Origin of the sequence: Thalassococcus profundi, from assembly GCF_003344785.1 — a bacterium.
Taxonomy (GTDB): Bacteria; Pseudomonadota; Alphaproteobacteria; order Rhodobacterales; family Rhodobacteraceae; genus Puniceibacterium; species Puniceibacterium profundi.
This window is the reverse complement of sequence record NZ_QPMK01000004.1, coordinates 62,838-89,616: the sequence shown is the minus strand read 5'-3', so window position 1 is coordinate 89,616 and position 26,779 is coordinate 62,838. Positions and strand designations below refer to the sequence as shown.

General features: G+C 66.1%; 20 protein-coding genes and 1 tRNA gene. 8 read left to right on the top strand and 13 right to left on the bottom strand.

What is annotated here, in order from left to right:
- Positions 1-5: 5 nt before the first annotated feature.
- The 6 genes from DU478_RS07480 to DU478_RS07455 all read right to left on the bottom strand — a co-directional run bounded on the left by DU478_RS07480 (position 6) and on the right by DU478_RS07455 (position 9,714).
- A complete protein-coding gene (locus DU478_RS07480; protein ID WP_114510332.1) occupies positions 6-5,027 on the bottom strand; it encodes a DUF4114 domain-containing protein in 5,022 nt (1,673 codons plus the stop codon).
- A gap of 180 nt (positions 5,028-5,207) precedes the next feature.
- Positions 5,208-6,377, bottom strand: coding sequence for an NAD(P)/FAD-dependent oxidoreductase (locus DU478_RS07475; protein ID WP_114510331.1), 1,170 nt, complete (start codon positions 6,375-6,377; stop codon positions 5,208-5,210).
- A 3-nt stretch (positions 6,378-6,380) separates the two neighbouring features.
- Positions 6,381-6,704 (bottom strand): 2Fe-2S iron-sulfur cluster-binding protein, encoded by a 324-nt coding sequence (locus DU478_RS07470; RefSeq protein WP_114510330.1) that lies wholly within the window; start codon positions 6,702-6,704, stop codon positions 6,381-6,383.
- A 29-nt stretch (positions 6,705-6,733) separates the two neighbouring features.
- Positions 6,734-7,909, bottom strand: coding sequence for a cytochrome P450 (locus DU478_RS07465; protein ID WP_114510329.1), 1,176 nt, complete (start codon positions 7,907-7,909; stop codon positions 6,734-6,736).
- Positions 7,910-8,026: 117 nt separating this feature from the next.
- Positions 8,027-9,139 (bottom strand): 3-dehydroquinate synthase, encoded by a 1,113-nt coding sequence (gene aroB, locus DU478_RS07460; protein WP_114510328.1) that lies wholly within the window; start codon positions 9,137-9,139, stop codon positions 8,027-8,029.
- The gene (locus tag DU478_RS07455; protein ID WP_114510327.1) at positions 9,136-9,714 is read right to left on the bottom strand and encodes a shikimate kinase; all 579 of its coding nucleotides are present in this window, start codon (positions 9,712-9,714) and stop codon (positions 9,136-9,138) included. Before DU478_RS07455 ends, aroB begins: the two co-directional genes overlap by 4 nt.
- Before the next feature lie 101 nt (positions 9,715-9,815).
- Between DU478_RS07455 and DU478_RS23110 the strand changes: the two genes are divergently transcribed.
- The 3 genes from DU478_RS23110 to DU478_RS07445 are packed head-to-tail and all read left to right on the top strand — an operon-like array spanning position 9,816 to position 12,440.
- The gene (locus DU478_RS23110) at positions 9,816-9,965 is read left to right on the top strand and encodes a hypothetical protein (protein ID WP_199488299.1); all 150 of its coding nucleotides are present in this window, start codon (positions 9,816-9,818) and stop codon (positions 9,963-9,965) included.
- On the top strand, positions 9,955-11,517 hold the full coding sequence (locus tag DU478_RS07450; protein WP_114510326.1) for a hypothetical protein: 1,563 nt from the start codon (positions 9,955-9,957) through the stop codon (positions 11,515-11,517). Before DU478_RS23110 ends, DU478_RS07450 begins: the two co-directional genes overlap by 11 nt.
- On the top strand, positions 11,514-12,440 hold the full coding sequence (locus tag DU478_RS07445; protein WP_114510325.1) for a site-specific tyrosine recombinase XerD: 927 nt from the start codon (positions 11,514-11,516) through the stop codon (positions 12,438-12,440). Before DU478_RS07450 ends, DU478_RS07445 begins: the two co-directional genes overlap by 4 nt.
- On the opposite strand, the gene DU478_RS07440 is transcribed toward DU478_RS07445, so the two are convergent.
- Complete coding sequence (locus DU478_RS07440; RefSeq protein ID WP_114510324.1) at positions 12,419-13,246, bottom strand: metallophosphoesterase family protein; 828 nt, start codon at positions 13,244-13,246, stop codon at positions 12,419-12,421. The two genes, DU478_RS07445 and DU478_RS07440, sit on opposite strands and share 22 nt — an antisense overlap.
- A gap of 68 nt (positions 13,247-13,314) precedes the next feature.
- Here DU478_RS07440 and DU478_RS07435 point away from each other — a divergent pair, with 68 nt between their 5' ends.
- Positions 13,315-14,655: an HlyC/CorC family transporter gene (locus tag DU478_RS07435; protein ID WP_114510323.1), complete on the top strand. Its 1,341-nt coding sequence runs from the start codon at positions 13,315-13,317 to the stop codon at positions 14,653-14,655.
- Here DU478_RS07435 and DU478_RS07430 read toward each other — a convergent pair.
- On the bottom strand, positions 14,603-15,745 hold the full coding sequence (locus DU478_RS07430) for a histidine kinase dimerization/phosphoacceptor domain -containing protein (RefSeq protein ID WP_114510322.1): 1,143 nt from the start codon (positions 15,743-15,745) through the stop codon (positions 14,603-14,605). The two genes, DU478_RS07435 and DU478_RS07430, sit on opposite strands and share 53 nt — an antisense overlap.
- Positions 15,746-15,987: 242 nt before the next feature.
- On the opposite strand from DU478_RS07430, the gene DU478_RS07425 reads away from it, so the two are divergent.
- Both DU478_RS07425 and DU478_RS07420 read left to right on the top strand, forming a co-directional pair.
- Positions 15,988-18,396, top strand: coding sequence for a GcvT family protein (locus DU478_RS07425; protein WP_114510321.1), 2,409 nt, complete (start codon positions 15,988-15,990; stop codon positions 18,394-18,396).
- A 17-nt stretch (positions 18,397-18,413) separates the two neighbouring features.
- Entirely contained in the window at positions 18,414-19,019 is a 606-nt protein-coding gene (locus DU478_RS07420; RefSeq protein ID WP_114510320.1) for a nucleotidyltransferase family protein, read from the top strand.
- A 256-nt stretch (positions 19,020-19,275) separates the two neighbouring features.
- On the opposite strand, the gene DU478_RS07415 is transcribed toward DU478_RS07420, so the two are convergent.
- From DU478_RS07415 to DU478_RS07400, 4 genes are all read right to left on the bottom strand, one after another.
- On the bottom strand, positions 19,276-22,230 hold the full coding sequence (locus DU478_RS07415) for a Hint domain-containing protein (protein ID WP_114510319.1): 2,955 nt from the start codon (positions 22,228-22,230) through the stop codon (positions 19,276-19,278).
- A 753-nt stretch (positions 22,231-22,983) separates the two neighbouring features.
- A tRNA-Leu gene (locus tag DU478_RS07410) sits at positions 22,984-23,069 on the bottom strand.
- A 65-nt stretch (positions 23,070-23,134) separates the two neighbouring features.
- Positions 23,135-24,487, bottom strand: a complete 1,353-nt coding sequence (locus DU478_RS07405) for a TRAP transporter large permease (RefSeq protein WP_114510318.1) — start codon at positions 24,485-24,487, stop codon at positions 23,135-23,137.
- The gene (locus DU478_RS07400) at positions 24,484-25,068 is read right to left on the bottom strand and encodes a TRAP transporter small permease (protein WP_158545755.1); all 585 of its coding nucleotides are present in this window, start codon (positions 25,066-25,068) and stop codon (positions 24,484-24,486) included. The genes DU478_RS07405 and DU478_RS07400 overlap by 4 nt, the downstream gene beginning before the upstream one ends.
- A gap of 196 nt (positions 25,069-25,264) precedes the next feature.
- On the opposite strand from DU478_RS07400, the gene DU478_RS07395 reads away from it, so the two are divergent.
- Positions 25,265-25,843, top strand: coding sequence for a YqaA family protein (locus DU478_RS07395; protein WP_114510316.1), 579 nt, complete (start codon positions 25,265-25,267; stop codon positions 25,841-25,843).
- Positions 25,840-26,295, top strand: a complete 456-nt coding sequence (locus DU478_RS07390) for a disulfide bond formation protein B (protein WP_114510315.1) — start codon at positions 25,840-25,842, stop codon at positions 26,293-26,295. The genes DU478_RS07395 and DU478_RS07390 overlap by 4 nt, the downstream gene beginning before the upstream one ends.
- A 4-nt stretch (positions 26,296-26,299) precedes the next feature.
- Here DU478_RS07390 and DU478_RS07385 read toward each other — a convergent pair whose 3' ends face one another.
- Positions 26,300-26,731, bottom strand: a complete 432-nt coding sequence (locus DU478_RS07385) for an Lrp/AsnC family transcriptional regulator (RefSeq protein WP_114510502.1) — start codon at positions 26,729-26,731, stop codon at positions 26,300-26,302.
- Positions 26,732-26,779: the final 48 nt, after the last annotated feature.

The window sequence follows — 26,779 nt, the reverse complement described above, 5'->3', positions numbered from 1 at the left end:
GGCGCTCACAGGATCTCGATGCTGAAGAGCACGTCCTGGTAATCCCGGTCTCCGCCGCCGACCAGATCCTCGAAGCCGATGATCAGAGCGCTGCCATCCTCGGACAGACCCGAGATCGCGTGCTGCACACCGTCGGCGTTGAGCTCTGCCGCGTAGCTGTGGAACACCGGCGCATCCACCGCGGTGCCGTTCACGTTGAGGATGATCGGCGCGCCGGCTTCGGCATTGGCCGCCGCCCCGGTGTCGTCGACGAAGATCAGCGTGTCTGTGGGCAGCAGATCCTCGGCGATGTCGGCACCGTCCTGGATGATGAAGAAGCCCAGGGTGTTCCCCGCCTCGACCCCGCCGATCGCCAGTGCACCGGTGGTGGCGCTGGCGTCGTTTGCAAGGATCCGGACGTCCGAGATGGCACCGGAGGCATCGACCTCGTAGACACCCAGAACGTTGTCGAAGGCCGCGGCCGCACGGGCGTCTATGGTCGCCTCGAAACTGGCGGTGCCGTCGCCGGTCAGCAGATCCTGGTTGGCGATGCCGTTGACGTCTTCGGCGGCCAGCGCCCTGGCTTCGCCGATATCGGCCAGCTGTTGCTGGAAGGTCAGCCGCGTGTCCGCACCGCGCTGCCAGGCGAGGAAGCCGCCCGGCCCGTCAGGCGCGCTGCCCAGCAGGATCGTCGTGTCCGAGGTGCCGTCGCCGTCGGTATCGATCTCGATGGCGGGCGGCGGGCCGTCGACCAGCGTGACGTCATCGGCGCCGAAGGTCACCCCCTCGACCACCAGCGTGTCGTTCGGCGTGAGGTCCTGGATCGTGTCGCCATCCAGGTCCTGCGGCCGCCCGACGAACTGGTCCTGGCCCGGCCCGCCGGTCATTTCGTCGATGCCGCCTCCGGGCCGGAGGATGTCGTCGCCGTCACCTGCGTTGATCGTGTCGTCGGTGCCGACGGCCGTCAGAACGTCGTCATCGTCGGTGCCCTCGATCAGGCCCGAAAGCCCGCCGAAGAGACCGTCGATGGTGGCGAAATCGTCGCCCTCGCCATCGCCCGGCGTCGAATCCGGGTCGGTCTCGGACACCGCGACCACCTCGGCGGTGATCTCCTGCCCGCCGAGGCCCGCGATGGTCAGGCTCAGCGTCCGGGTCAGGTTGTCGCGCAGGTTGCCCAGCGACCAGATGCCCGTGGTGGCGTCATAGCTGCCCTGCACGGCGGAACTGCTGTCCACGGTGGCGCCCGCAGGCAGCGAGAGCTGCACCTGAACGTCCGAGGCGACCCCCGGCCCGTCGTTGGTGATATCGACCTCGAGCACGTTGGTCGTGCCCGCGGTCACCGTCGCGTCACGCAATGCGACCGACAGGTCGGCCTCGTCGGGCGTGGCGCCCTGCACCGTGCCGACGTTGATCTCCTCGTTGTCCGCGATGCCCTGGTCGAACCCGTCGGCAGAGATGCGCGAGGTGGTCAGCAGCAGGCCCGCCGAGGCCGGGGTGGCCGTGATCTCGACGTCGATGCTGTCGCCCGCGGCAATGGTCCCCAGCTGGATCCGGTAGGCGCCGCCGCTGAAGAAGCCGTTGGTGGGCGTGGCCGAGAGGTTGGTCAGGCCCTGCACCGCCTCTTCCAGCACCACGTTGGTGGCATCGGTGGTGCCGTTGTTGCTGACCGTCACCGTGTAGGTGAAAGGCGTGTTGATGGTCAGGTTCGACGCTTCGTCGATCTTGCTGTCGACCGACAGGTCGATGATGCCCGACACCGGCGCGTTCGGCACGATGACCTGCGTTGCTGCGCCGTCGTTCACGGTTTCGGGGTCGTAGGTGTCCGACAGCACGTAGACATCCGCGGCGAACTGGTCGCCCGGCGCAGCGCCGCCGCCGACGGTCGTATCCACGGTGATGGTCCGTTCTTCGCCCGGGGCCAGGTCGCCTACGTCGATCTCGTACTGGGCCACGTCGGACGGGTTGAGCGGTTCTGAACCGCCGGTCGCGGTGACCCCGGCATCGACGTTCAGAAGCGCCCGCGTGCCGGTGGCGGTCGTGTCGGTCGAGGTGTTGGTGACAACGATGGTCAGGGTGACCTGGTCGCCCGCCTGCACCTCGGGGGCCGAGGCTTCGATGGTGACCGAAAGGTCCGCCTCGGCGCCGACATCCACCGCCGTGGCAGTTTCGGCAAAGACGATGGGCCCCTGCCCGTCATCCACCATCGCGTAAAGGAAATAGCTCCCCGGCACGACGGTGTTGGCATCCCAGGTGAACTCGCCCGATCCATCCGCCAGCACCTGCGTGCCGGCCAGAAGGCCGTCCATCTCGGTCAGGTCGTCGTCGTAGAAAAAGCTGACGTTGGTCACGGGCGTCGTGGTGCTGGCATCGAAGGCGAAGGTGACGGTGCCGTCGGCATTGACCTGCGGCGTGCCGGTGAAGTCGAATTCCGGCACTTCAACGGCGCCGGTGGCCTCGTACTGGACGTTGCCCAGGCCGGTGGTGTCGACGATCTCGAGGTCCCAGGTGCCCTCCTCGGGCGCGTCGATGATCACGCTGCGGCTGTTGTCGCCCGAGAATTCGTCGATCACCATGATCTGGTTGGCGGCGAAATCCGCTTCTTCGATGATCGTGCCGTCCGGCTTGATCACCCGCACCGCGACGTCGCTGTCGGCGTTCTCCCAGATCGCCGAGAGGATCACGAAGTCCTGCCCGTCCTCGATGAACCAGGACGAGGTGGTCGGGATGTTGTTGGCGCCGATCCGGGCAATGGAGCCGTCGAAATTGATCCGCAGACCCAGGGTGATGTTGTAGCTGTCCCAGGGCGTGTTGACGGTGTACTGACCCCAGCCCGCGGCATAGTCATCCGACGAGGTGCCGTTGTTGGTGTAGTTGATCGCGAGGTTCGAATTGGCGATCTTGGCGCCCCCGTAGACCGGCACGAAATTCGGCAGCGACAGCTGGCCCGAGCGCGCCATGGAGAAGTCGAAATCCGCGTTGGCCTTGAAGCTGCCGGTGGTGACGAAGAAGCCGTCGAGCACGTTGGTGGTGCCGGTAAAGGACAGCTCGCCCTTGTTCCAGTCGAGCTTGGCGGTGGACACGTCCTTGACCAGGGTGAAAACCCCCAGATCGACGTCGAAGAGCCCGGCGTCGATGGTGAAATTGGCGGTCAGGATGTCGGTGGTCATCTGGCCCTGGAAGAACTTCGACGTCACCTTGGCGTCGAAGGTGGCCTTGGCCAGCGAGGTGCCGGCGATCTGCGGCCCGAGCGAGGCGCCGATGGTGAAGTTGCCCTCAACATCCTTGTTGTTCGAGGGCGCGAAGTTGTCCACCGACCCGCCGATGCGCTGGAAGAAGAACGCAGGATACGCCGGGATCGGCTTGTTGAGGTTGTCGAGGATCAGCCCGATCTTGTCGAGCTCGAAGGGATCGTAGACGAATTCCACCTCGGCCCGCGCGGTGGCACCCTCTCCGAACTTGACGCCGAAAGGCGTCCCCAGCGTGCCGGCGCCGCCGACTTCGCGGGTGGTGGTGTTGATGTTGAACTCCAGCCCCTGGATCGACCAGCCGCCGAACAGCGGCACGTTCCCGGCGGCCTTGAGCACGCCGATCACGTCGACGTCGCCATCGGTGTTCACCTGGATGTAGTTCATCCCGCTCAGGTCGGCCTCGACCTTGCTGATGCCGGTGCTGCCCTTGGCAAAGTTGGTGTTGGTGAATTCCAGCTTGGCCTGGAACCGGAACGCGTCCTCACCGGCGCGGTACTCGAGCGCCATGTTCGACGCCTTGACGTCGATGAAGCCGCCCAGCTTGAATTCCTGCGATCCCGGAGGTGCGATGCGGAAGCCCAGCACCGGCGCGGCGCCGTTGTCGGTGATGCGGATCGCCTGGCTGAAGAAATCCACCGTCTCGATGATCAGGCCACTGGCCGGGTCCGGCATGATGAACCGCGCGTCGAAAGCCAGCTTGTCGCTCAGGATCGCCATGCCCTTGAATTCGATGTCGATGCCCGCAAGCTTGAAATCACCTTGGGTCACGTTCGACAGCGACGCGATGCCGTTGTTGAGGTTGAGGTTGAAATCCGCGGTGAAGAGACGCTCGCTGACGCCGCCGATGCCGGAAAAGACCTGGCCGCCCTTCACCTCGAGCACATCCTGGTCGTAGGCCGCCTTGCTGGTGCTGCGCGCCGTGATCAGGGTCGTCGCGCCGTCGATTCGCCCGACGCGCACGTCGCCGGTCGTCTCGCACTTGTCCGTGTCGTCGTTGTGTTCGAACTCCTGATCGGCGGTGATCGTCCAGGGCCGGACGTCGTCGCATTCGATTGGCTCTGCGGTCACGGAATAATTCCAGGCCGTGCCCGCGTCGTCGGTGGCGACGATCACCTGTACCGTGTCGGCCGTGCCCGCGGGCAGCTGCACCGTGCCGCTGCGCGATCCGCCGGTGAAGCCGGTGTCGACGATGTTGCGCCCCTCGTAACGGATGATGAACCGGTCAGGGATGGTGAAATGGGTATAGGAATAGCTGATTTCGCTGCCGTTGGTCGATTCGAGCTGAAGCGTCTGGGAACTGCCTTCGAAGCCGCCGCTGTCGGACACGCTGGTGGTCTGCTCGATCGCCGTGTCTCCGCCGCCGGACAACACCAGCACGCCGCCGTCGTCCTCGGTCTGCGGCACCGGTTCGCCGCGCAGCGCCACCGCCAGCGCCTCGCCTTCATCGCCCGGACCGTCACCGCCCAGGGCCGCGTCCAGCCGGTGGCCCAGCTCTTCGATCAGCACGTCCACCAGCCGCTCCATCGACGCCCCGGCAACCATCGCGTCCGAGAGGTAGATCACATCGAGATCGGCGCTGTAGCCCGCATCGGCCCCCGGCAGACGGCTGGCCGGAACCACGTCGATGCCATGGGTCGGCACACCCGAGACGGCCCAGCTGCCCAGAACGGACTCAAGGGCGGCGCGGGTCCCGAAGACCTCGGCGAAAAGCTCCGGACGTTCGGCGATGGCGGTGGTGATCCTGTCGGCAGCTTCCTGAGATGCAAAGGAAATTTTCGCGGCGAAATCCTCGTCGAACATGGCAATACCGTCCCGTTCTTAAAGTTTATTGCTGAAAAATGATCCGAAACAAAAGATCGTTAACAGAACTTCGGTAGCACACCGCCCGTTCTGCGTCCAGACTTTCAACCGGAGCGGGAAACGCGTTCGATACCTGGTTGCCGGGCGGCCCATGCCCCCTTGCGGGAACTCCGACCGCGTTCAGACCGCGGCGATATCCAGATCCGCCGCCTTAAGCGCCGCGCGGCTTACCGGTCCCTGCCCCAGCCGCTTGCGCGTCTGCATGTGGGTCTTGGCGTTGTTGATCGTCTCGACCGAGGACAGCCGGTCCCCGGCAAAGCGGAAAACGGCCCCGTCGGCGCGCACGGCGGTGTCGTCCCCGGGTGCCGAGAGCCCCGCGATCTGCAGTTTCCAGTCGGCCTGGTCGGACCAGAACCAGGGCACCGCGCCGTAGCCATCGCTGTCTCCCTTGACCAGCCGCCGGGCAATGAGCCGGGCGTGATCCGTCGCCGCCTGCACCGATTCCAGCCGCACGGCACGGCCTGTCGCAGGGTCGGGAAAGACCGCGCAATCCCCGAGCGCCGAGATCGCCGGATCGCCCGTCAGCAGCTGCGCATCGACCACCACGCCGTTGTCCACCGCCAGCCCCGCCTCGGCTGCAAGCTCGGTGTTGGGGCGCACGCCGGCGGCCAAAAGCACCACGTCCGCCGCCACCTCGCTGCCGTCCGCCAGATGCATGGCGTCGCGGGTCACCCCCTGCGCCGCAGCGCCCAGATGCACCGCCGTGCCCAGCCCATGGTGCAGGTCCAGGAACCGCTGCGACATCTCGGGCGACACGACCCGCGCCATCAGCCGGTCCGCCGCCTCGGCCACCGCGACCTCGTGGCCCAGCCCGCGCGCGACCGCGGCGAACTCCAGCCCGATGAACCCGCCGCCGATGACCGCGCAGCGCTGCGGCGTGGAGAGGACCTCGCGCAGCTTCTTCGCATCGTCGAGCGTGCGCAGATCCAACGCCCGTTCCACCCCGTCGATGGGCGGGCGAAGGTTGCGGGTGCCGGTGGCGAGGATCAGGTGATCGTAGGCAAAGACCTCGGCCCCTGCATGGACCGTGCGCCCCGCCCGGTCGATCCGGTCGACCCAGAGCCCGCTGCGCAGGGTGATGTCGCTTTTCTCGAAGAAGGTCTCGGGCCGCAGGCGCAGCGCCTCGGCATCGCCTGATTTGAGATAGGCCTTGGACAGCGGCGGGCGCTGATACGGCAGCCCGTCCTCTGCCCCGATCAGCGTGATCGTGCCTTCATAGCCTTCTTGCCGCAGGCTGATCGCGGCCTGCAACCCGCCCTGCCCGGCGCCGACGATGACGATGCCCGCCATGGCTCAGACCTGGTCTTCGGGCAGATGCACCACCAGGCCGTTCAGCTCCGGCGTCAGCTGGATCTGGCAGGACAGGCGCGAGGTCTCCTTCACCTCGTCGGCGGCGCAGTCCAGCATGTCGTCCTCGCCGTCCTTGCGCGGACCGGCCGCGTCGGTCCAGGCGTCGTCCACATAGCAGTGACAGGTGGCGCACATCATGGACCCGCCGCATTCGCCGACGATCCCCGCCACGTCGTTGTCGAGCGCAGTCTGCATGACCGTGTCGCCGACCTGCGCCTTGACTTCCGTCCGCGTGCCATCCTTGGCCACGTAAATCACCTTGACCATGCGGTCCTCCCTTTGGCGTCTCTGCCCTGTCAGTTCAGCGTAATAGGCATGTTGATCGGCCCGCGAAACCCGAAGCCGCGCCATTTCACGGCATCGGGATCGGGCAGCGACATGTTCGGGAAGCGCTCGAACAGCGCCGGGATCATGATCTCGCCCACCGTGCGCCGGGCGATATGGGCGCCGGCGCAATGGTGCGGGCCACTGCCGAACGCCTGGTGCACGTTCTTGTCGCGAAAGACCACGTAGTCCTCGCCGTTCTCGAACAGGTCCTCGTCGCGGTTCGACGACGCCTGGATCGTCATCACCGTGTCGCCCCTCGGGATGTCGAAACCGCCGATCTGCACGTCCTCCAGCACCAGCCGGCTTGACGCCTGGATCGGTGCCACCCAGCGTATGCCCTCTTCGAACGCGGCCCCCCAGGCCTCCTGCCGCTTCACCTCTTCGAGTTGTTCGGGATTGGTCAGCAGCCCGAAAAGAATCGTCGCCATTGCGTCGCGCGGCTCGTTGATGCCGCCGCCGATGGCGATCTTGAGGTTGGCGTAGATCTGGCTTTTCGGGATCGGATCCTTGGCATTCAGCATGATGGAAAAGGCCGAATTGTTGGGCTCGGCAAGGTGCCGGTCCTCGAGGCTGGCGAAATGCGCGTCCATCTCGTCATTGGCCTTGTCGGAGACGGCGAAGGGCTCGGGCTTCCAGCCGAAATTGCCCGCCCCGTCGATCAAGTTCTGCGACCAGCGCTGCATCTGTTCGGTGGTCGCGCCCTCGAGCCCGAGGATATGCGTCAGGATCGCCGCCGACACCGGGCCGCAGATCTCGGTGAACATGTCCACCGTCTCGCCCCTCGGCAGGCGGTCGAGGTAGTCGTCCACGATGCCGCGGTAGAGATCGGCCCAGTCCTGCTTGATGACCTTGGGCGTATAGGCCATCTGCATCGCCATGCGTTCCCGCCGATGCTCGGCGCCGTCCTTGCGCATCAGCGTGTGCGCGCGGAAGGCCGGTTTCATGGGGGTGTTGGGATCGTTGGAACTGAAGATCTCCGGCGTGTCCTTCACGTACTTGGTGAAGGCCGCCTTGGTCAGGAAAGTCCTTTTGACCGAGGACACGCGCACCACCGGCGTCTCGGCCCGCATCCGGCGGTAGATCGGATAGGGATCGCGCGTGAGCTGATCCATCGTCACGTGGTCGTTCACCGGGGCCAGCGGCATGGGGTCTCCTCTCTCTTATGCATTCGCGACCCGGTCATAGCGCGAAGGCCGGCGAAACACACGGGGTCGCCGCAGCGGCAGTTTCGGTCGGCAGGCCTTGCCGGTCCCGTACTCTCATCAACGCGCCGCCAGCGCGTCGGTCAGCAGATCGCGAACCGCGTCGCGGGGCACGTCCGAGGTGACGAAGGCCTGCCCGATCCCCCGCGCCAGGATGAACCGCAATTGCCCGTCGATCACTTTCTTGTCCTGAGCCATGTGGTCAAGCAGAACATCAGCATTTGGCAAATCCCCTTCGATATCAGAGAGATCGGTCTTGAGGTTCATCTGTTTTAGATGCGCCCGCACCCGGCTGGGGTCCTCCTGCGCGCAAAGCCCCAGTCGCGCCGACAAGTCGAAGGCCATTGCACAACCGATGGTCACGCCCTCACCGTGCAGCAAACGCGAGGAATACCCCGTAACTTTCTCCAATGCATGGCAAAACGTGTGCCCCAAGTTCAGAAGCGCGCGGTCGCCCTGTTCGGTCTCGTCGCGGGCGACAATCTCGGCCTTCATCTCGACCGAGCGCTTCACCGCGTGAATGCGCGCGGCGCGGTCGCCTGCAGCCATGGATGAAGCATTATCCTCAAGCCATTGAAAAAATTCACTGTCGCCAAGCAGCCCGTATTTCACCACCTCGCCGTATCCGGCCAGGAAATCGCGCGGCGCCAGCGTGTCCAGCAGGCCGGTGTCCGCCAGCACCAGCGCGGGCTGGTGGAAGGCGCCGATCAGGTTCTTGCCCTGCGGCGCGTTGATGCCGGTCTTGCCCCCGACGGAGCTGTCAACCTGGGCCAGCAAGCTGCTGGGAATCTGCACGAATCTCACGCCACGCCGCAGGACCGCCGCGGCAAAGCCCACGAGGTCGCCGATCACGCCGCCCCCCAGGGCCACGACCACGTCGCGCCGTTCAATCCGTTGTTCCAAAAGCCATTCCACCGTGCGGCTGAACTGCGCCCAGCCCTTGGTCGCCTCGCCCGGCGGCAGCGCCAGCGCCACCATCTCGATGCCCTCGGCGGCAAGGCCCTGTTCGAGCGCATCAAGGTGCAGATCCGCGACGGTTTCGTCGGTCACCACGGCCACCCGGCGACGGTGCAGCAACGGCGCGATCTCCGCCCCCGCCTGCGCCAGCAGACCGTAACCGATCCGTACGTTGTAAGATCGGTTCAACAATGGCACGTTAACCGTTTCGATCATTCGATTTTCTCCAACACGTCCGGTCGTTCGAGCAGCGCATTGCGCACCTTGACCGCCATATCCTCCACGCTGAAATGCGGACGTGCCTTCACTGTGACATCGGCGCGCGCATAGACCGGCACGCGGGCCGCGTAGAGCTCTCTCAACGTGGCATGCGGGTCAGGCGTGCGCAGCAGCGGGCGCGTGTCCTTGTGCCTGACCCGCGACCACAAAAGCGGAAGCTCCACATCAAGCCAGACCGCTATCCCCTTGCCGGTAATGAGTTTCCTGTTATCGGCACTCATGTAGGCGCCGCCGCCGGTGGACAGGACCGAGGGCGGTGCCTCCAGCAGACGTTCGATGACCTGGCTTTCCTTGCGGCGGAAGAACGGCTCGCCGTCGCGGGCGAAGATCTCGGCGATGCTCATGTTCGCCGCCTCTTCGATGGCGCTGTCCGAATCGCGGAACGGCACCGACAGCACCTGTGCCAGGGCTTTGCCCACGGCGGTCTTTCCGGCGCCCATCATACCCACGAGCACGACTGTTTTCTTCAGCTGCGCCTGCATTTCCCTTGCACTTCGGCCATCTGCCGCCATTTTTCGATTCAGCTGCGTGAATGACGTGATCTTGGTGAAAAGGCTAGGTATAAGTTGGAAAAAACGCGCGGCAACGCAGTGGGCAGAAGGCAGAAACGACCATGGGCCGAATTTTCAAATGGCTATTCTATCTCGTGCTTCTGGGGGCCGTCGGCCTTGTGGCCTATGCCTATGTCGGCCCCTTCTTCGGGGCCGATTTCTCGCCGCCGCAGACCGAGGTCCGGCAACCGGTGGAGCTTGATGCGGATTGACCATGTTGTTCTGGCGGGGTTTCTGCTGACCGCTGCACCGCTTGCGGCGCAGGCGCCGCTGTCTTCCATCGACTGGCTGAACGCCCCCGAGCAGGCGCCGCAACTGGCACCCCGCGCCACTGCGCAGCCCGCCCCCCAACGCCGCGAGGAGCCGCCCACCGCCAGCGAGGTGCGCGTGCCCGAGGTCGAGACGATGGAACTGGGCGCGCCGACGGTCGAGGCGGTCGGGCTCTTGCCGATGCAGGTCACCGGCCTGCCGATCACGCTCTGGCAGGACAGCGCCAACGCCACGCTGATCGACCTCATCGGCGCCGTCGAACCCGCGGTTCCGGCGATGTCGGCGCTGCTGCACACGCTGCTGCTGGCCGAGGCCAACCCGCCGCGCGGCGCGTCGCGCGGTCCGTCCTTCCTCGCTGCGCGGCTCGACAGGCTGCTGGCGCAGGGCGTCGTCGACCCGGCCGAGGCTCTGGTGGAACGCGCGCAGGTGGACACGGCCCAGCTTTTCGAACGTCGCTTCGACATCGCGCTGCTCACCGGCACCGTGCAGCCGGCCTGCGAAGCGCTGATGGAGGACCCGACGCTGAGCCCGGATCTGGGCAAGCGCATCTTCTGCATGGCGCGCAACGATGCCTATGACGTGGCGCTGACCACGCTCGACACCGCCCGCGCGCTGGAGTCGGTCACCGAACGCGATGCCGACCTGCTGTTGCATTTCCTCGACCCCGCCCTTGCCGAGGAAAGCCCGGCGCCGCGCCACCCGGTCCGCCCCAGCGTGCTGGAATTTCGACTTTTCGAAGCGATCGGAGAGCCGCTGTCGACCACCGCCCTGCCGCGCGCCTTCGCGCATGTGGATCTGAACGGCGACACCGGCTGGAAGGCGCAGCTTGATGCGGCGGAACGGCTGGCGCGGGTCGGTGCGATCTCTGAGAACCGCCTGCTGGGCATCTATTCGCTGCGCCGACGCTCGGCCTCGGGCGGCATCTGGGACCGGGTCGAGGCGATGCAGGATTTCGAGGCCGCGCTCGACGCCGGGCGGCCCGCGCAGATCGGCCCGGCGCTCGAGGATGTCTGGGCGCAGATGCGTAGCGCCCGCCTGCTGGTGCCTTTCTCGCAGCTCTTCGGCGCGCGGTTGGCCGAGGTCGAGCTCTCGGGCCGCGCCGCGACCTTGGCCTGGCGCGCAGCACTCATGTCCGAAGCCTATGAAGACGCCGCCGCAACTCTGCCGACCGACGATCCCGAACGCGCCTTCCTTGCGGGGATCGCCACCGGCAGCGCGCCCGAGCGTGTGCCGCGCGGCTTGCCCCATGCCGAGGCGATTGCCGCTGCGTTCCGCGGCGCGGAGCCGCCCGAAGAGTTGCAGACGCAGCTGGACGAGGGCCGTCTGGGAGAGGTGATCCTGCGTGCCATGGCGCTGTTTTCCAGCGGCGCCGCCGGCAATGGAGATGATCTGACCGATGCGCTGGCGCTGTTCCGCACCGTTGGGCTTGAGGATACGGCGCGTCGCGCGGCGCTGCAGCTGATCCTGCTGGAACAGGAAGGTGTCCGTCAATGAGCGACCGGCACTGGAGATCGGCCTTTCTCGAGGCGCAGGTGGCCGAACGCGGCGCAGCGCAGAATACGCTTCTGGCCTATGACCGCGACCTTGCGGATTTCGAGGGCTGGCTGGCGGATCGCGGCAGCACCCTGTCCGACGCCAGCCGCGACACGGTCGAGGCCTATCTCGTGCATTGCGATGCGCAGGGCATGGCCAAATCCACCCGCGCGCGCCGGCTGTCGTCGATCAAGCAGCTCTACCGCTTTGCCTTCGAGGAGGGGCTGCGCAGCGACAACCCGGCGGTGCAGATCGCCGGACCCGGCCGCGACAAGCGCTTGCCCAAAACGCTCAGCCCCGAAGAGGTGGATCGCCTGCTCGAGGCCGCGCAGACCCATGGGCGCGGCCAGGTCGAGCGGCTGCGCAACACCTGCCTGATGGAATTGCTCTATGCCACCGGCATGCGGGTCAGCGAACTGGTGTCGCTGCCGCTGTCGGCGGCCAAGGGCGATCCGCGGATGCTGCTCATTCGCGGCAAGGGCGGAAAGGAACGGCTGGTGCCGCTGTCCCCGCCCGCGCGTGCGGCGCTGGCGGTCTGGGTGGCGCAGCGCGACGAGATGGAGACCGAGGCGCGCGCCAAGGGCAAACCGGCCTCGGCCTTCCTGTTTCCGTCGCGCGGCAAGGCCGGGCACCTGACGCGGCACGCGTTCTACATGCTGATCAAGGAACTGGCCGTCGAAGGCGGCGTGTCGCCCGCCAAGGTCACGCCGCACACGCTGCGCCATGCCTTTGCCACGCATCTGCTGGCAAATGGTGCGGACCTGCGGGCGATCCAGACCTTTCTGGGCCATGCCGACATCGCCACGACCGAGATCTACACCCATGTCCTAGAAGAACGGTTGCGCGATCTGGTGCTCGACCATCACCCGCTGGCCAAGGACTGATTCCGGCGGCGTAGCTCTGCCGGCAGAACGTCCTCGGACGGCCACCAGCCCGATGTCAGCGCAGCGTGATAGCCCTGCACCAGCCCCGCCGCCTGCATCGCCTGCACCGTGGGGGCGGGATCGTAGTCCAGCACCTCGATGCGCGGCGCGCCAGCCTCGGGCAGCAGCGCAAAGCGCGTCGCGATGCCGCCGTCATGGGGCGGCATGCCGAGCACGCCGGCATTGAGCCAGAGCACCTCGCCTACCTGCCGCTGGAACGGGATGCCGGAGTGGCCGGCGATGATCATGTCCACCGGGCCGACCTCTGCCCGCAGAGCCGAGATTTCCTCGGCAAATACGGACTCCGGTGAAACCGGCCAGATGAACCGCGCGATGTCCGTGGCGCCCCCGTGGATCACCGCCACCCGCCGCCCGCCATGGGTGAAGGTGGCGATGTCCGGGCAGGTGCCCATCCAGTCCCGCGCATCGGCGTCGCAGGCGGCGTTGGCATGGGCGTACCAGCCCGCCGACAGCAGGTCGCAGGCGGTGCCGTCCTCGAAGCCGCAGCCGCAATCAAGCGCCCCCGCCGCAAGCTGTTTCTCGCAGTTGCCGGCCACCACCTTTACGCCCCAGTCGCGGATCTCGGACACCGTTTCGGCGGCCTCTGCGCAATAGGCCACCACGTCGCCTGTGCAGATGACGTTGCCAGCGGGCAGGCCCATCCTGGCAGCCCTGCGGTGCAGCGCGCGGGTGGCGGCAAGGTTTGAATACGGCCCGCCGAAGGCCAGCACCGGGCCCCGCAGCTCTCCCAGATCGTGTATCTGCATCGGCGCCTCTTGATTGCCGGGGCCGCGCGCCCCATAACCTCGGTTCAGACTAGAGGAACCTCACGACAATGGAAGCAGCCGCTTCACCCTTCGACACCGCGTTCTGGATCACCTCGGCGGCCATCCTGTTCCTGCTGGTGATGTCGGGCTTCTTCTCGGGGTCCGAGACGGCGCTGACCGCCGCATCGCGCGGCAAGCTGCGTTCGATGATGGACAAGGGGTCGAGCGGCGCGGGCCGCGCCCTCAAGATCACCGAGGACAGCGAGCGGCTGATCGGATCGGTCCTGCTGGGAAACAACCTCGTGAACATCCTGGCCACGTCGCTGGCGACGGCGCTCTTTACCCGCGCGTTCGGCGAATCCGGCGTGGCGCTGGCGACGCTGGTCATGACCCTGCTGGTGCTGATCTTCGCCGAGGTGCTGCCCAAGACCTACGCGATCACCAACCCCGAAACCGCCGCGGCTCGGGTGTCGCCGATGATCGCGCTGGTGATCCTGGTCTTTTCACCGGTGGTCAGCGCCGTGCGGGTGCTGGTGCGCGGCGTGTTGCGGGTCTTTGGCGTGCAGACCGACCCCGACAGCCACATCCTCGCCGTGCGCGAGGAGATCGCTGGCGCGCTGCATCTGGGCCATTCCGAAGGCGTCGTGCAGAAGGAAGACCGCGACCGCATCCTCGGCGCGCTCGACCTGGCCGAGCGCACGGTCGAAGAGATCATGCTGCACCGCTCGGGCATCGAGATGATCAATGCCGACAACGATCCGCTCGAGATCCTGACCCAGTGCCTGGAAAGCAGCCACACCCGCCTGCCCGTCTACCGCGACGACCCCGAGAACATCATCGGCATGGTCCACGCCAAGGACCTGCTGCGCGCGATGTACAAGCTGATCCAGGACGAGGACGCATCACTGGACGCGCTCAAGGGATTCAAGATCACCGACGTGGCGATGAAACCCTATTTCATCCCCGACACCACATCGCTGGACGACCAGATGCGGCAGTTCCTGAAACGCCGGACGCATTTCGCGCTGGTGGTGGACGAATACGGCGCGCTTCAGGGATTGATCACGCTCGAAGACATCCTCGAAGAGATCGTGGGCGAGATCACCGACGAATTCGACAAGGACGCCGAAGAGACGATCAGCACCGCCGCCGACGGCCATTACCACATTGACGGCATGATGACGATCCGCGACTTCAACCGCGCGACCGACTACCAGCTGCCCGATGACGAGGCCAACACCGTCGCGGGCCTGGTCATTCACGAGGCGCAGATGATCCCGACGGTGGGCCAGGTCTTCAGCTTTCACGGCTTCCGCTTCGAAGTCACCGGCCGCGACGGCAACCGGGTCACAAAGCTCAGGGTGCGTCCTCTTGAAGTTCGGGCTTCGGCTGAGGCATCGGGCGCTTGACCAGCGTCATGCTGTAGCCGGTCTGAGCCGACTCAAGCACCATCTCGCCGCCGATCTGCTCTGCGGCGGACTCCATCAGGCGCTTGCCGATGCTGGTGATCCCGTCGGTCTGGGCAGGCACCTGTCCATCGGTGAGCGACCCGATGCCGTCGTCGCGGCACGTGAGCACGAAGCCGTCCGGCGCGACCCCTTCCAGCGTCACTTCGACAGTGCCCGCCCGGTCATCCGGGAAAGCGTGTTTCAGCGCATTGGCGACGCATTCACTGACAATCATCGCCAGCGTCGCCGCGACCCTCGAATCCACGGTGACCGGCGCGATGCGTGTCTTGATCACCACGTTTGGCGGCGTCGAGCCCTTGAGCAGCCCGACCACGCGGGTCAGGTAGCGGTCCAGGCGGATCTGGTCGTAATCCTCGGTCTGGTACAACTCGCTGTGCAGCTGCGCGATGGCCGACACCCGCCGCCCGATCGCCGCCAGCGCCTCGCGGGTCTCAACATGCTGCGTCCGGGACGCATAGAGGCGGATGAAAGACATCACCGTCTGCAGGGAATTCTTCACCCGGTGGTCGATCTCGTGACGCAGCACGGTTTCGTTGCGCAGGGACCGCTGCAACTCCATCTGACGCATCACCTGCTCGGCCAGCACCTCCAGCGTTTCGCGCTGCAATTCGGTCAGCGTGCGCGGGCGGAAGTCCAGCACGCACAGCGTGCCCAGCTTGAAGCCGTTGCGGCTGATCAGCGGCACCCCGGCGTAGAACCGCAGCGGCGGAGTCATCTCGATGCACAGCGGGTTGTCGGCTGTACGCGTATCCGACAGCGTGTCGGCGATCTCGGTCATGCCGTCTTCGAGGATCGCGTGGCTGCAGACCGACTGGTCAAGCGGGGTCTGATTGCCGTCGAAACCGTAGCGCGCCTTGAACCACTGCCGGTCCTCCTCGACGAGGCTGATCAGCGCAACCGGTGTTTCGCAATGCCGCGCGGCCAGCGCCACCAGCCGGTCGAGGCTGGGATCGGCGCCATGGGTCAGATCGGGGTAGGCCTGCAATTCGGCCAGCCGCTCCGTCTGGTTTCCTGGTTTTTGCGCAAGCATACGGAAAAAAGGATCCCTGGAAAAAGGTTCACGAGTCGCGCATGTGCCGCGAAGGCCCGGAAAAGTCAACTTAACCTCTGGTCTCCGGTCATCTTGGCGGGCGATTGCCGACTCAGATGGTTAATACCCCTCAGGCACAGGAGGCACAGCCCCGTTGCGACACCTCATGTCGCATTCCGGCTGGCACCCCCCTTTGGGCAACGCCAGTCTGACGGCATGGCTGCGCGAAAGGAACCCGTCCCGTGAAAACCTCTACCCGAGTTGTCGTCATCGGCGGCGGAGTCGTCGGCTGTTCCGTGCTTTACCACCTGACCAAGCTGGGCTGGTCCGACGTCATGCTGCTGGAACGGTCGGAGCTGACCTCGGGCAGCACCTGGCACGCGGCGGGCGGATTTCACACGCTCAACGGCGACACCAACATGGCGGCTTTGCAGGGCTACACGATCAAGCTCTACAAGGAACTCGAAGCGATCACCGGCATGTCCTGCGGGCAGCATCACGTGGGCGGCGTGACCCTGGCCGACAACCAGGACCGGTTCGACATGATGCTCGCCGAACGCGCAAAGCATCGGTACATGGGGCTCGAAACCGCGATCGTCACACCCGACGAGATCAAGAAACTGGCGCCCATCGTCAACCTCGACGGCATCATCGGCGGGCTCTACGACCCGCTCGACGGGCATCTTGATCCCTCGGGCACCACCCATGCCTATGCCAAGGCCGCGCGCATGGGCGGTGCCACCATCGAAACTCATTGCATGGTACACGAAACCACCCCACGGCCCGACGGCACCTGGGACGTGGTCACCGACAAGGGCACGATTCACACCGAACACGTGGTCAATGCCGGTGGCCTCTGGGCGCGCGAGGTGGCGGCGATGGCGGGGCTCTATCTGCCGCTGCACCCGATGGAGCACCAGTATATCGTCACCGACGACATCCCCGAGATCTACGAACGCGCCGAAGAGCATCCGCACATGATGGACCCGGCGGGCGAATCCTACCTGCGCCAGGAAGGCCGCGGGCTCTGCATCGGCTTCTATGAACAGCCCTGCCGTCCTTGGGCCGTCGACGGCACGCCCTGGACCTTTGGCCACGAGCTGCTGCCCGACGATTTCGACAAGATCGGCGACAGCATCGAGTTCGCCTACCGCCGCTTCCCGGTGCTGGAAACCGCCGGGGTGAAATCGGTGATCCACGGCCCCTTTACCTTTGCCCCGGACGGCAACCCGCTGGTGGGGCCGATCCCCGGCCTGCGCGGTTACTGGTCGGCCTGCGGCGTCATGGCGGGGTTCAGCCAGGGCGGCGGCGTCGGCCTGACGCTGGCGCAATGGATGATCGAGGGCGAGCCGGAACGCGACGTGAGCGCGCTGGACGTGGCGCGCTACGGGCCGTGGATCACCCCGGGCTACACCCGTCCCAAGGTGATCGAGAACTACCAGACGCGCTTTTCCGTCAGCTACCCGAACGAGGAAAAGCCCGCCGCGCGACCGAACCGCACGACGCCCATGTACGACATCTTCGACGGCATGGGCGCGGTCTGGGGCCAGCAATACGGGCTCGAGGTGGTCAACTACTTCGCCCAAGGCGACGAGCCGCGCTATGAAACCCCGTCTTTCCGGCGCTCGAACGCCTTCGAGGCCACCGCGCGCGAGGTCAAGGCCGTCCGCGACGGCGTCGGCATCAACGAGGTTCAGAACTTCGGCAAGTACCGCGTGACCGGCGCGGGCGCCCGCGCCTGGCTCGACCGGATCATGGCGGGCCGCATGCCGAAACCCGGTCGCCTGTCGCTGACGCCGATGCTGGCCCCCAGCGGGAAGATCATGGGCGATTTCACCGTCTCCTGCCTCGCCGAAGACCTGTTCCAGCTCACCGCCTCCTACGGTGCGCAGGCGATCCACATGCGATGGTTCCTCCAGCATCTCGAAGACGGCGTGCAGATCGAGAACGTCAGCGACCGGCTCACCGGCTTCCAGATCGCCGGGCCGCGGGCGCGCGACGTTTTGGCCGCGGCGGCAGGCCGGGACGTGTCCGGCATCGCCTTTCTCGATGTCCGCCAGATGGTTCTGGGCATGTGCGACTGCCTCGTGCAGCGGGTGAGCTACACCGGCGACCTCGGCTACGAGATCTACTGCGATCCGATGGCGCAGCGGCAGTTGTGGCAGACCTTGATGACCGCGGGCAAAGCGCAGGACATCGCTCCCTTTGGCATGCGCGCCATGATGAGCCTGCGGCTCGACAAGTTCTTCGGCGCCTGGCAGCGCGAGTATTCGCCCGATTACACGGCTGCCGAATGCGGCTTGGACAGGTTCATCGCCTTCTCGAAAGACGTTGATTTCATCGGGCGATCGGCGGCCGAGGCCGAGCGCGACGCGCCGCCCGAGCGGATGCTCGCGGTCTTCGAGGTCGACGCTCTGGATACGGATGTGCACGGCTACGAACCGGTCTGGATCGACGGCGCGGTGCAGGGCTTCTGCACCTCCGGCGGATATGCGCATCACAGCGGCAAAAGCATCGCGCAGGCGTTGATACCGCGCCGGCTGGACGATGCCGATCTGACGGCAGAGATCGAGATCCTCGGCGAGATGCGGCCGGCGCGTCGGTTGGCGACTCCGCTTTTCGATGCAGACGGGGCGCGGATGCGGGGCTGAGGCGCTATACTGCGCCTATGGATCCCGTTGCCATCCTGATTCCCGCCGCCGGTTTCGGCACCCGCATGCGCGGCGCCGACAAACTGTTGCAGGACGTGGGCGGCCTGCCCCTGATCCGCCGGCAGGCGCAGCGCGCGCTGGCCGCTGGCGATCACGTCGTGGTCACCCTGCCATCGACCGACAGCCCGCGGGCGCAGGCGCTGAGCGGCCTGCCCATCCGCATGGTCGAGGTGCCCGACGCCGCCGACGGCATGGCGGCCTCGATCCGGCGCGGCGTGGCCAGCCTGCCGCGCGCCTGCGCCGCCGTGGTGGTCGCGCCGGGCGACATGCCTGATTTGACCGAGGACGATTTCACAAGCGTGATCAAAGGCTTTCGCGCCATGCCTCAGGCAACTCTGCAACAAGGCACGGCAGAGGACGGCACGCCCGGCCACCCGGTCCTCTTTCCCGCCGACTGCTTTGTTGCCTTGCGGCAGATCACCGGCGATCAGGGCGCGCGAGACATCCTGCGCGCCAATTCCCACCGCCTGCGCCGCGTCGCCCTGCCGGGGCGCAACGCCCTCACCGACCTCGACACGCCTGAGGCCTGGGAGGCATGGCGCGCCGAGAACGCGGTGGGCTGAGGCAGACCCGGGCACGGCCTCGACACGATCTCCGACCACTCCCGGCATCCGTTGCCCGGCAAACAGGCTCCGACCCTCCCGAATTTCAAAGAGGGACCGCCCTGACACCCGGCGACACATGCCATGGCACCCGCGCCTTGGCACACTCCGAAGTTCTGCCACAAAAAAATGGAGCGGCAGAAGCCGCTCCATTCTCTGCGTCCCGGCCAAGGGTCCGGGCCGGGACAGCTGCATATAGCTGTCCGATCGGCCTCGGTTACTTGGTCAGAAGCTGTGCTTCGTGCTTCTTGAGCGACCGGCGCGCGGCCTGGTAGGACTTGATGCCTTCCGCATGCTCGAGCTCGGGGAAGAGTTCGAGGATCTCGTTGCGTTGCGCATTGCCGATCCCGTTCAGGCTATAGTCGCCGGGCTGGAAGCTTTCGGTCCAGGCCCCGTTCGACAGCACGACCTCGTGCTGGTCGAACATGAAGTGGATGTAGCTCACCCCCAGCGTTCCCACTTCGTCCACACCGTCAAGGCCGATGAGGTGCTTGGCCGCGGCCAGAACCTCGCTTTCCTCGAAGTAGAGCGCGGTCTTGTCGTTGTTGACCAGCACCCGGTGGTTCGGCGACACCAGCAGATCGTGCTCCGGCAGGCCGTTGCCCAGGCTACCCTTCTGGATCAGGATCGGGCGCATGTGCGGCTGGCGGGAGAGCTGGTGCCCGGTCAGGTCCTTGCGGCCGACCCAGCGGATCTCCTGGATGCCGTTGTCACGGGTGATGATCCGATCGCCTTCGCGCAGGTCTTCGACCAGACGCTCGCCCTGCGGCGTGGCGATCAGGGTTCCCGGCGTAAAGCACGGCACCACCTGTTCGATGTTGGTGAAATCCATCGTGCCGGTGACCATACCGTCGCTCAGGAATTCGACCGTGCCGTCGATGCCGTTGGGTTCGCGGTCCGGGCCGTCGTCGTCCAGCGTCACGTTCACCAGCCGCCAGTCGATGCCTTGTTCACCCACGCCGCTCAGGTCCAGAACGTCGAAGTCGTCGCCCTCGGAGCCGCCACCGGCCACGTCGCCGGCGCCATCGGTTGCGCTGTCGACCACGATCACGTCGCGATCCGCTCCGCCGTCGATGCTGTCGACACCGGCACCGCCGTTCAGCGTGTCGCCACCCTGTCCGCCGATCAGCGTGTCGTCGTCGTCACCGCCGAACAGCAGATCCTCGTCGATGCCGCCGTCGAGCAGGTCGTTGCCGGACCCGCCCAGCAGGGTGTCGTCGTCGTCGCCGCCGATCAGCGTGTCGTTGCCGAGCCCGCCGAAGATGCTGTCGCGGTCGTTCTCGGTGTTGACGTCGATATCGTCGGTCAATTCCAGGACGGCCGGGGCCGAGCCGTCGATATAGTCGTCACCCTGACCGCCATCGAGCGAGTCGGACCCGTGGCCGCCGAGGATGCTGTCATCGTCGTTGTTGCCGCGGATCGTGTCGTCGTCGATGCCGCCGTCCAGCGTGTCGTTGCCTGCGCCGCCTTCGATGTAGTCGGCGTCGTCGCCGGTCGAGATCGAGTCGTCGCCCAGTTCGCCGTACACGGTATCCATGCCGTCGGTCGGGTTCGGATCGCTCAGGAAGGTGGTGCCGCCGAAGGTCAGCGGGAAGTTCGGATCGTCGCCTTCGTAATCCGAGAAGGTGTCGACGCCGGCCACGATCGTGTCGTTGCCCTGACCGCCGCGAATGCTGTCGGACCCCTGTTCGTCGGTGATCAGGTCGTCGCCGCCGCCGCCGTCGATGACGTCGTCGTCGATGCCGCCTTCAAGCGTATCGTCGCCCGCGCCGCCCACGATGGTGTCCGCGTCGTCGCCGCCGTCGAAGGTGTCGGGGCCGGCGGTGCCGGTGTAGTCGTCGACGTTGTCGAGCGGATCGGGATCTTCGTCCAGGCCGTCGAGCGGATCGAATGCCTGGTCCTCGGGCGGCAGCGGGAAGACGTCGGTGTCGATTCGCGGCTCGTCGGCGGGCGGAGGCGGCGGAGGCGTGTCGACCGTCACGGTCACGGTCGCGGTGTCGGTGCCGCCATTTCCGTCGGACACCGTGTAGGTGAAAGTGTCTTCGCCGGTGAACCCGTCATCGGGGGTGTAGCTGACGGTGCCGTCTTCGTTGAGCACCGCGTCGCCGCCGGCGGAGTCGCCCAGCTCGGTGATGGTCAGCGGGTCGGCGTCGGGATCGGTGTCGTTGCCCAGCACGTCGATCACGACGGTGCCACCGGTCGAGGTCGCGGTATCGTCCACGGCTTCCGGCGGCCGGTTGCCGTCGCCCACGTTGATGGTCACGGTCGCCGTGTCGGTGCCGCCGTTGCCGTCATCGACGGTGTAGGTGAAGGTGTCGGTGCCGGTGTAGTCGGTGTTCGGGGTGTAGGTCACCGTGCCGTCGCCGTTGTCGGTGACGCTTCCGTTGGTCGGGGTACTCACCGAGGTGATGGTCAGCGAGTCGCCGTCGGGATCGGTGTCGTTGGTCAGCAAGTCGCAGATGACCGGATCGCCGGTGGTCGAGAAAGTGTCGTCGACCGCATCGGGGGCTTCGTTCTCGTCATCCACATCCACGGTCGAGAAATGCATGTCCGATACCAGCACCGCCTGTTCGGAGTTGCCGCCGTCGCCATAGCCGATCTCGATGCGCGACACGGGGCCCGCGATGTTGACCAGGACAGAGCCTTCGGCTTCGTCGAAATCGGTTTCGGTTTCGCCGTTCGTGGTCTGGCCGGAGACGGTCGCGGTACCGGAAGAGGTCAGCGACACCGGCACTTCGTTGCCGTCGGCGTCGAAGGCACGGACGATCAGGTCGTCTTCCCAACGCAGACCGTCGAAGGTGTCGACCGGACCCGCGAGGTCTTCGCCCATGCCCGCGTCCACGTCGTTCAGCCGGAAGGACACGTTCTGGATATTGTCGGTATAGGCGTCGTCGGACGACCGGAAGTTCAGCACCGTCATCGACGTCGGGTTCACGGCATCGAGATCGTCACCGCCGTCGCCGAACAGCTTGAGGTGGGAATTCGGATCGAACGGCTCGCCCGGGCCGACATAGCCGTCGGTCGAGAAGGTAAAGGCCTCGGCACCCGGATCGGCCTGGGTGAAGGTGATGTCGACGGCCACGCCGCCGGTGTCGACGGTGGCGGTGGCACCCGCTGTCAGCGCCGAATTGTACGGTCCCAGAAGACCCCAGTCCAAAATCAAGTCAGCCATGGTATTCGACCCTCTATCACTTTCTAACGGGGCATCGCCCCCAACCGCACTGGCGCGGAGACAATGCACGTCGCACTGCCCGTTTCTCGTTGCTCGTCATGCCTGCAAGTGTGCGAAAGGATCGCTTATCCATGCCCGCGTCATACGCAGGCGAAGATCGCCTTCTGGCGGCCGATCGGAGTCCCGATCTCGCGTCCCTTCACATCCTCGCGGATGCTTGACAGTTCAGCGGCCGCCCCCGTGGCCAGCAGTCTTCACCCCCCAGTCGGGCTTGAGACTTTAATACTTTGGCATTCCCCCAACACAAAGGAGAAAATGTCAGAAAATTGGTCATAAATGGGCTGGACCTGACTTGTCGGGTCATGATTTGGACGCGTTCAAAGCGTTGAAAACGTCTGATTGTTTCGAAAAATGCCCATATTTAGGGCGTCGCTTCCGGTGAGTACGCTGTTTTTCATGAACTTCGCCCTGAGACGTCTCCGCAACTGTTTCAAAACCGTGAACAGACACGACCTCGGGCCCGACCTGGCCCGAAAGCGCCACCTTTGCGCCGCGATTGCAGGCGGTTTGTTCGGAGAAAAGCATCAATCCGGCATTTCCCGCAAGACTGATGCGCTTCGCTCCACGGGCCCTGGCGAAAAGGCGAATCAAATGCCGCAGAATCGGGGCAAAGCCGCCGCATTCTCCGGCCGCATTGCGGCCACACCCGTGGCAGGGTAAGCGCGGCGGCCGCGCTGCACGGACATTCGGCGGTGGTACCCAAGGTCGGACTCGAACCGACAAGGCCGTTAAGCCGGGGGATTTTGAATCCCCTGCGTCTACCATTCCGCCACTTGGGCACTGCCCTGTCCTTAGCTTCCCGCCGCGACCGCGTCCAGTGGGTCGATGCGCGAAACCCGCGGATTTAGAACGCCGCGTGCACCAGCCACAGGGTGATCGACGGCGCCGCGACCAGGATCGCCACGCGGATCAGGTCCGACAGCACGAAGGGTGCCACGCCGGCATAGGTGCGCGCGATCGGGATGTCGCGGGCGACGCCGTTGATGATGAACAGGTTCATCCCCACCGGCGGCGTGATCAGCCCCACCTCGACCACGATCAGCGCCAGCACCCCGAACCAGATCGCCGTGTCCTCGGCGCTCAGGCCGAAGTCCAGCACTTCGATCACCGGCAGGAAGATCGGGATCGTCAGCAGGATCATCGAGAGGCTGTCCATCACGCAGCCGAAGAGCAGATAGGCCAGCAGCAGCGTGACCAGCACCGCAAGCGGCGCAAAGCCCTGCGTCGCAACCCAATCCGCCAGGATGTCGGGCGCGCGGGTGACGGCGAGAAACCCCTTGAGCACCTCGGCTCCCAGCAGGATGAAGAAGATCATGCCGGTGGCCTTGGCGGTCTCGAGGATCGCGTCCACGAAGCCGCGCCAAGTGAGCCGCCGGGTCAGAACGCCGTAAAGCCCGGTGGCGAAAGCGCCGAAGGCCGCCGCCTCGTTCGGGGTGAAGAGCGCCTGCGGCCCGGGCCGCGCCCAGTTCCAGTCGCCGACGATGCCGCCCATGGTCAGGCCGAAGATCACGATCACCGGCCAGGTGGCGGCCAGCGTCCTTATCCGCGCGCGCATCGGCACCCGCTCGGCGGTGTCCGCCGCGTCGGGGCGCAGGCGCACGTAGACCGCCACGGTGAGGATGTATCCCAGGGCCGCCAAGAGCCCCGGTATGAGCGCCGCCATGAACATCTTGACGATGTTCTGCTCGGCCATGATCGCGTAGATCACCAGGATGATCGACGGCGGGATCAGAATGCCCAGCGTGCCGCCCGCGGCCAGAACCCCGGTCGAGAGACTGTCGGAATAGCCGCGCTTGCGCATCTCGGGCAAGGCCACCTGCCCCATGGTGCTGGCAGTGGCGAGGCTCGACCCGCAGATCGCTCCGAACCCTGCGCAGGCGCCGACGCTGGCCATGGCGATGCCGCCCTTGCGGTGGCCCAGCCAGTCGCTCGCCGCCTTGAAAAGCGCCCCGGACATGCCGGTGCGGGTGGCGAACTGCCCCATCAGCAGAAACAGCGGGATGATCGACAGGCCCTGGTTGGAAAACGTCTCGTAGGCCAGCATCTTCATCTGCGCCAGGGGTGCGGCGGCGGTGCCCAGCACGTACCACGAGCCGAAAAAACCTGTCAGCCCCATGGCCAGCGCCACCGGCACACGCAGGAAGATCGCGACAAGCATCAGGGCAAAGGCGCTGAGCGCCAGCGCGAGCCCGGTCATGGCGTCCCCTCCTGACCCGCGACCACCCAGTCTGCCGCGCGCCAGACGCAATAGAGGCTGACGATGACGAAAGTCCCCGCACCGACCAGCGCCGCGCCATAGGGAATCCAGACCGGAATCTGCAGTTCATAGGTGGTTTCGGCAAAGAACGGCTTGTAGCCCATGCCAAGCGCCGTGCGAAACGCGTCGGAGCCATAGGGGAACTTCTCTCCGAAGGCGAACCACAGCTGCCGGGTGATGACGATCGCCGCCAGCGCCACAAGCGCATCGCCGATAAGGCCGAAGACCGCCTGCGCGCGCGCCGAAAACCGCGCGATCAGGATGTCGACCGTCACATGCCCACGTTTCAGCTGGCACAATGGCAAAAAGGCAAAGACCGCAAGCGCGCAGCCGTTGGCCACCAGTTCGTAATCGCCGCGCACCGGGCCAAGGCCGAAGCCCACCAGCGCCCGGCCCGTGATCGACACCATCGTCATCACTGCCATTGCGCAGAGCACGAGGCCTCCCAGCACAGCGAGCCCTGCGGCCAAAGCCTCGATCCCGCGCCCCACACGCTGCCTTGCGCGCCTTGCCAGTGCCATGCCGTCCCCGCCGTCGCATTCGTTGCGCGCCTCGTTACGCAATCCGCGCGGGAAAAGACAGGGGGCATGGCACCGCAGCCCGCGCCCCGCCTCCATCCACGGCCCCGGCCACGCGAACGTGCGCACCCCGTCAGCGCCGCGCGCTTGACCTTGCCCGGTGCCCATGGTCTCTGCCCGCAAACCGACCGAGGCGGATATGCTGCGCGATCTTTACTCCTGGACCCTGGCCAAGGCCGAACATCCGCAGGCGCTCTGGGTGCTTGCGGCGGTGGCCTTTATCGAAAGCTCGGTCTTTCCTATCCCGCCCGATGTGCTGATGATCCCGATGATCCTGGCCCGGCCCCGCCGAGCCTGGCTGATCGCGCTGGTGGCGACCGCCGCCTCGGTCCTGGGCGGCGTACTGGGCTACGGCATCGGCTATTTCTTCTACGACCAGATCGGCCAGCCGATTCTCGACGCACTTGGCAAGGGCGATGCCATGGCCGAATTCAACATCCGCTTCAACGACCTGGGCTTCTGGGCGGTTCTGACGGCAGGCATCACGCCCTTCCCCTACAAGGTCATCACGATCATGTCGGGCTGGACCGCCATGCCGCTGGGCACCTTCGTCGCCACCTCGATCCTCGCCCGGGCGCTGCGGTTCTTCATCGTCGCGGGGCTGCTGCGCGTCTTCGGCGCCCCGATCCGCGACTTCATCGAACGGCGGCTGGGCCTTGTCTTCACCGTCTTCGTCCTGCTGCTGATCGGCGGCTTTGTCCTGGTGCGCTACCTATGACCCGCAACACCCTGATCCTGATCGCCACCCTCGGCTCCGCCGCGCTGATGCTGGGCGCGCTCGGCTTCCAGTACCTGGGCGAACTGCCGCCCTGCAAGCTCTGCTACTGGCAGCGCTACCCGCATGTTGCGGCCATCGTGATCGGCGTCGCCGCTCTGGTCACCGGCCTGCGGTTCCTCCCCTGGCTGGGCGCGCTCGCGGCGCTGAGCACCGCCGGAGTCGGCGCCTATCATGTGGGTGTCGAGCAAGGCTGGTGGGAAGGCCCCACGACCTGCACCTCCGGTGCCATAGACGGGCTGTCGACGGATGCGCTGCTCGATCAGATCATGGGCGCGCCGCTGATCCGCTGCGACGAGATCGCCTGGCAGATGCTGGGCCTCTCGATGGCGGGCTGGAACGCGGTGCTGTCTCTCGCGCTGGCCGTGGTCTGGGTGCTGGCGGCGCGGCGCTGATCCCTCACCCGCGCGCTGATTTCCGCGTGCTCAACAGCAGCGAGGTTTCGCTGTTGGCCACCCCGTCCATGCGCCGGATGCGCGCCAGTACCGCGTCCAGCGCTTCCAGGGTCGGCGCGCCCAGTTCCGCGATCACGTCCCAGCGGCCATTGGTGGAATGCAGCGCCCGCACCTCCGGCAGCCCGTTCAGGGTGCGCAGGATGCGGTCGGTGCCGCGCCCCTCGATCCCGATCATCGTCAGCGCCCGCACCGGGTCGCGCGCCGCATCGCCGCGCAACACGACCGAGAACCCGAGGATCTCTCCGGACGCCCGCAGCCGCTCGATCCTTGCCCGCACCGTTGTGCGCGACAGGCCCAGAAGGCTGGCAAGGTCCGAAAGGGACGTCCGCGCATCGTGCCGCAGGGCCGAGATCAGCCGTTGGTCCATGTCGTCCAATTTGGCCATCCTCACCTCCGGTTTGATCATATCCTGTACAATCTGTGC

What these genes read in the sequence shown, in the direction of transcription:
- DU478_RS07435 (WP_114510323.1), top strand. Translation starts at nt 13,315, where the DNA reads ATGGAAGCAGCCGCTTCACCCTTCGACACCGCGTTCTGGATCACCTCG.
- DU478_RS07465 (WP_114510329.1), bottom strand. Translation starts at nt 7,909, where the DNA reads ATGCCGCTGGCCCCGGTGAACGACCACGTGACGATGGATCAGCTCACG.
- DU478_RS07455 (WP_114510327.1), bottom strand. Translation starts at nt 9,714, where the DNA reads ATGGCGGCAGATGGCCGAAGTGCAAGGGAAATGCAGGCGCAGCTGAAG.
- DU478_RS07395 (WP_114510316.1), top strand. Translation starts at nt 25,265, where the DNA reads ATGCTGCGCGATCTTTACTCCTGGACCCTGGCCAAGGCCGAACATCCG.
- DU478_RS07480 (WP_114510332.1), bottom strand. Translation starts at nt 5,027, where the DNA reads ATGTTCGACGAGGATTTCGCCGCGAAAATTTCCTTTGCATCTCAGGAA.
- DU478_RS07470 (WP_114510330.1), bottom strand. Translation starts at nt 6,704, where the DNA reads ATGGTCAAGGTGATTTACGTGGCCAAGGATGGCACGCGGACGGAAGTC.
- DU478_RS07390 (WP_114510315.1), top strand. Translation starts at nt 25,840, where the DNA reads ATGACCCGCAACACCCTGATCCTGATCGCCACCCTCGGCTCCGCCGCG.
- DU478_RS07405 (WP_114510318.1), bottom strand. Translation starts at nt 24,487, where the DNA reads ATGACCGGGCTCGCGCTGGCGCTCAGCGCCTTTGCCCTGATGCTTGTC.
- DU478_RS07450 (WP_114510326.1), top strand. Translation starts at nt 9,955, where the DNA reads ATGCGGATTGACCATGTTGTTCTGGCGGGGTTTCTGCTGACCGCTGCA.
- DU478_RS07440 (WP_114510324.1), bottom strand. Translation starts at nt 13,246, where the DNA reads ATGCAGATACACGATCTGGGAGAGCTGCGGGGCCCGGTGCTGGCCTTC.
- DU478_RS07445 (WP_114510325.1), top strand. Translation starts at nt 11,514, where the DNA reads ATGAGCGACCGGCACTGGAGATCGGCCTTTCTCGAGGCGCAGGTGGCC.
- DU478_RS07415 (WP_114510319.1), bottom strand. Translation starts at nt 22,230, where the DNA reads ATGGCTGACTTGATTTTGGACTGGGGTCTTCTGGGACCGTACAATTCG.
- DU478_RS07430 (WP_114510322.1), bottom strand. Translation starts at nt 15,745, where the DNA reads ATGCTTGCGCAAAAACCAGGAAACCAGACGGAGCGGCTGGCCGAATTG.
- aroB (WP_114510328.1), bottom strand. Translation starts at nt 9,139, where the DNA reads ATGATCGAAACGGTTAACGTGCCATTGTTGAACCGATCTTACAACGTA.
- DU478_RS23110 (WP_199488299.1), top strand. Translation starts at nt 9,816, where the DNA reads ATGGGCCGAATTTTCAAATGGCTATTCTATCTCGTGCTTCTGGGGGCC.
- DU478_RS07400 (WP_158545755.1), bottom strand. Translation starts at nt 25,068, where the DNA reads ATGGCACTGGCAAGGCGCGCAAGGCAGCGTGTGGGGCGCGGGATCGAG.
- DU478_RS07475 (WP_114510331.1), bottom strand. Translation starts at nt 6,377, where the DNA reads ATGGCGGGCATCGTCATCGTCGGCGCCGGGCAGGGCGGGTTGCAGGCC.
- DU478_RS07420 (WP_114510320.1), top strand. Translation starts at nt 18,414, where the DNA reads ATGGATCCCGTTGCCATCCTGATTCCCGCCGCCGGTTTCGGCACCCGC.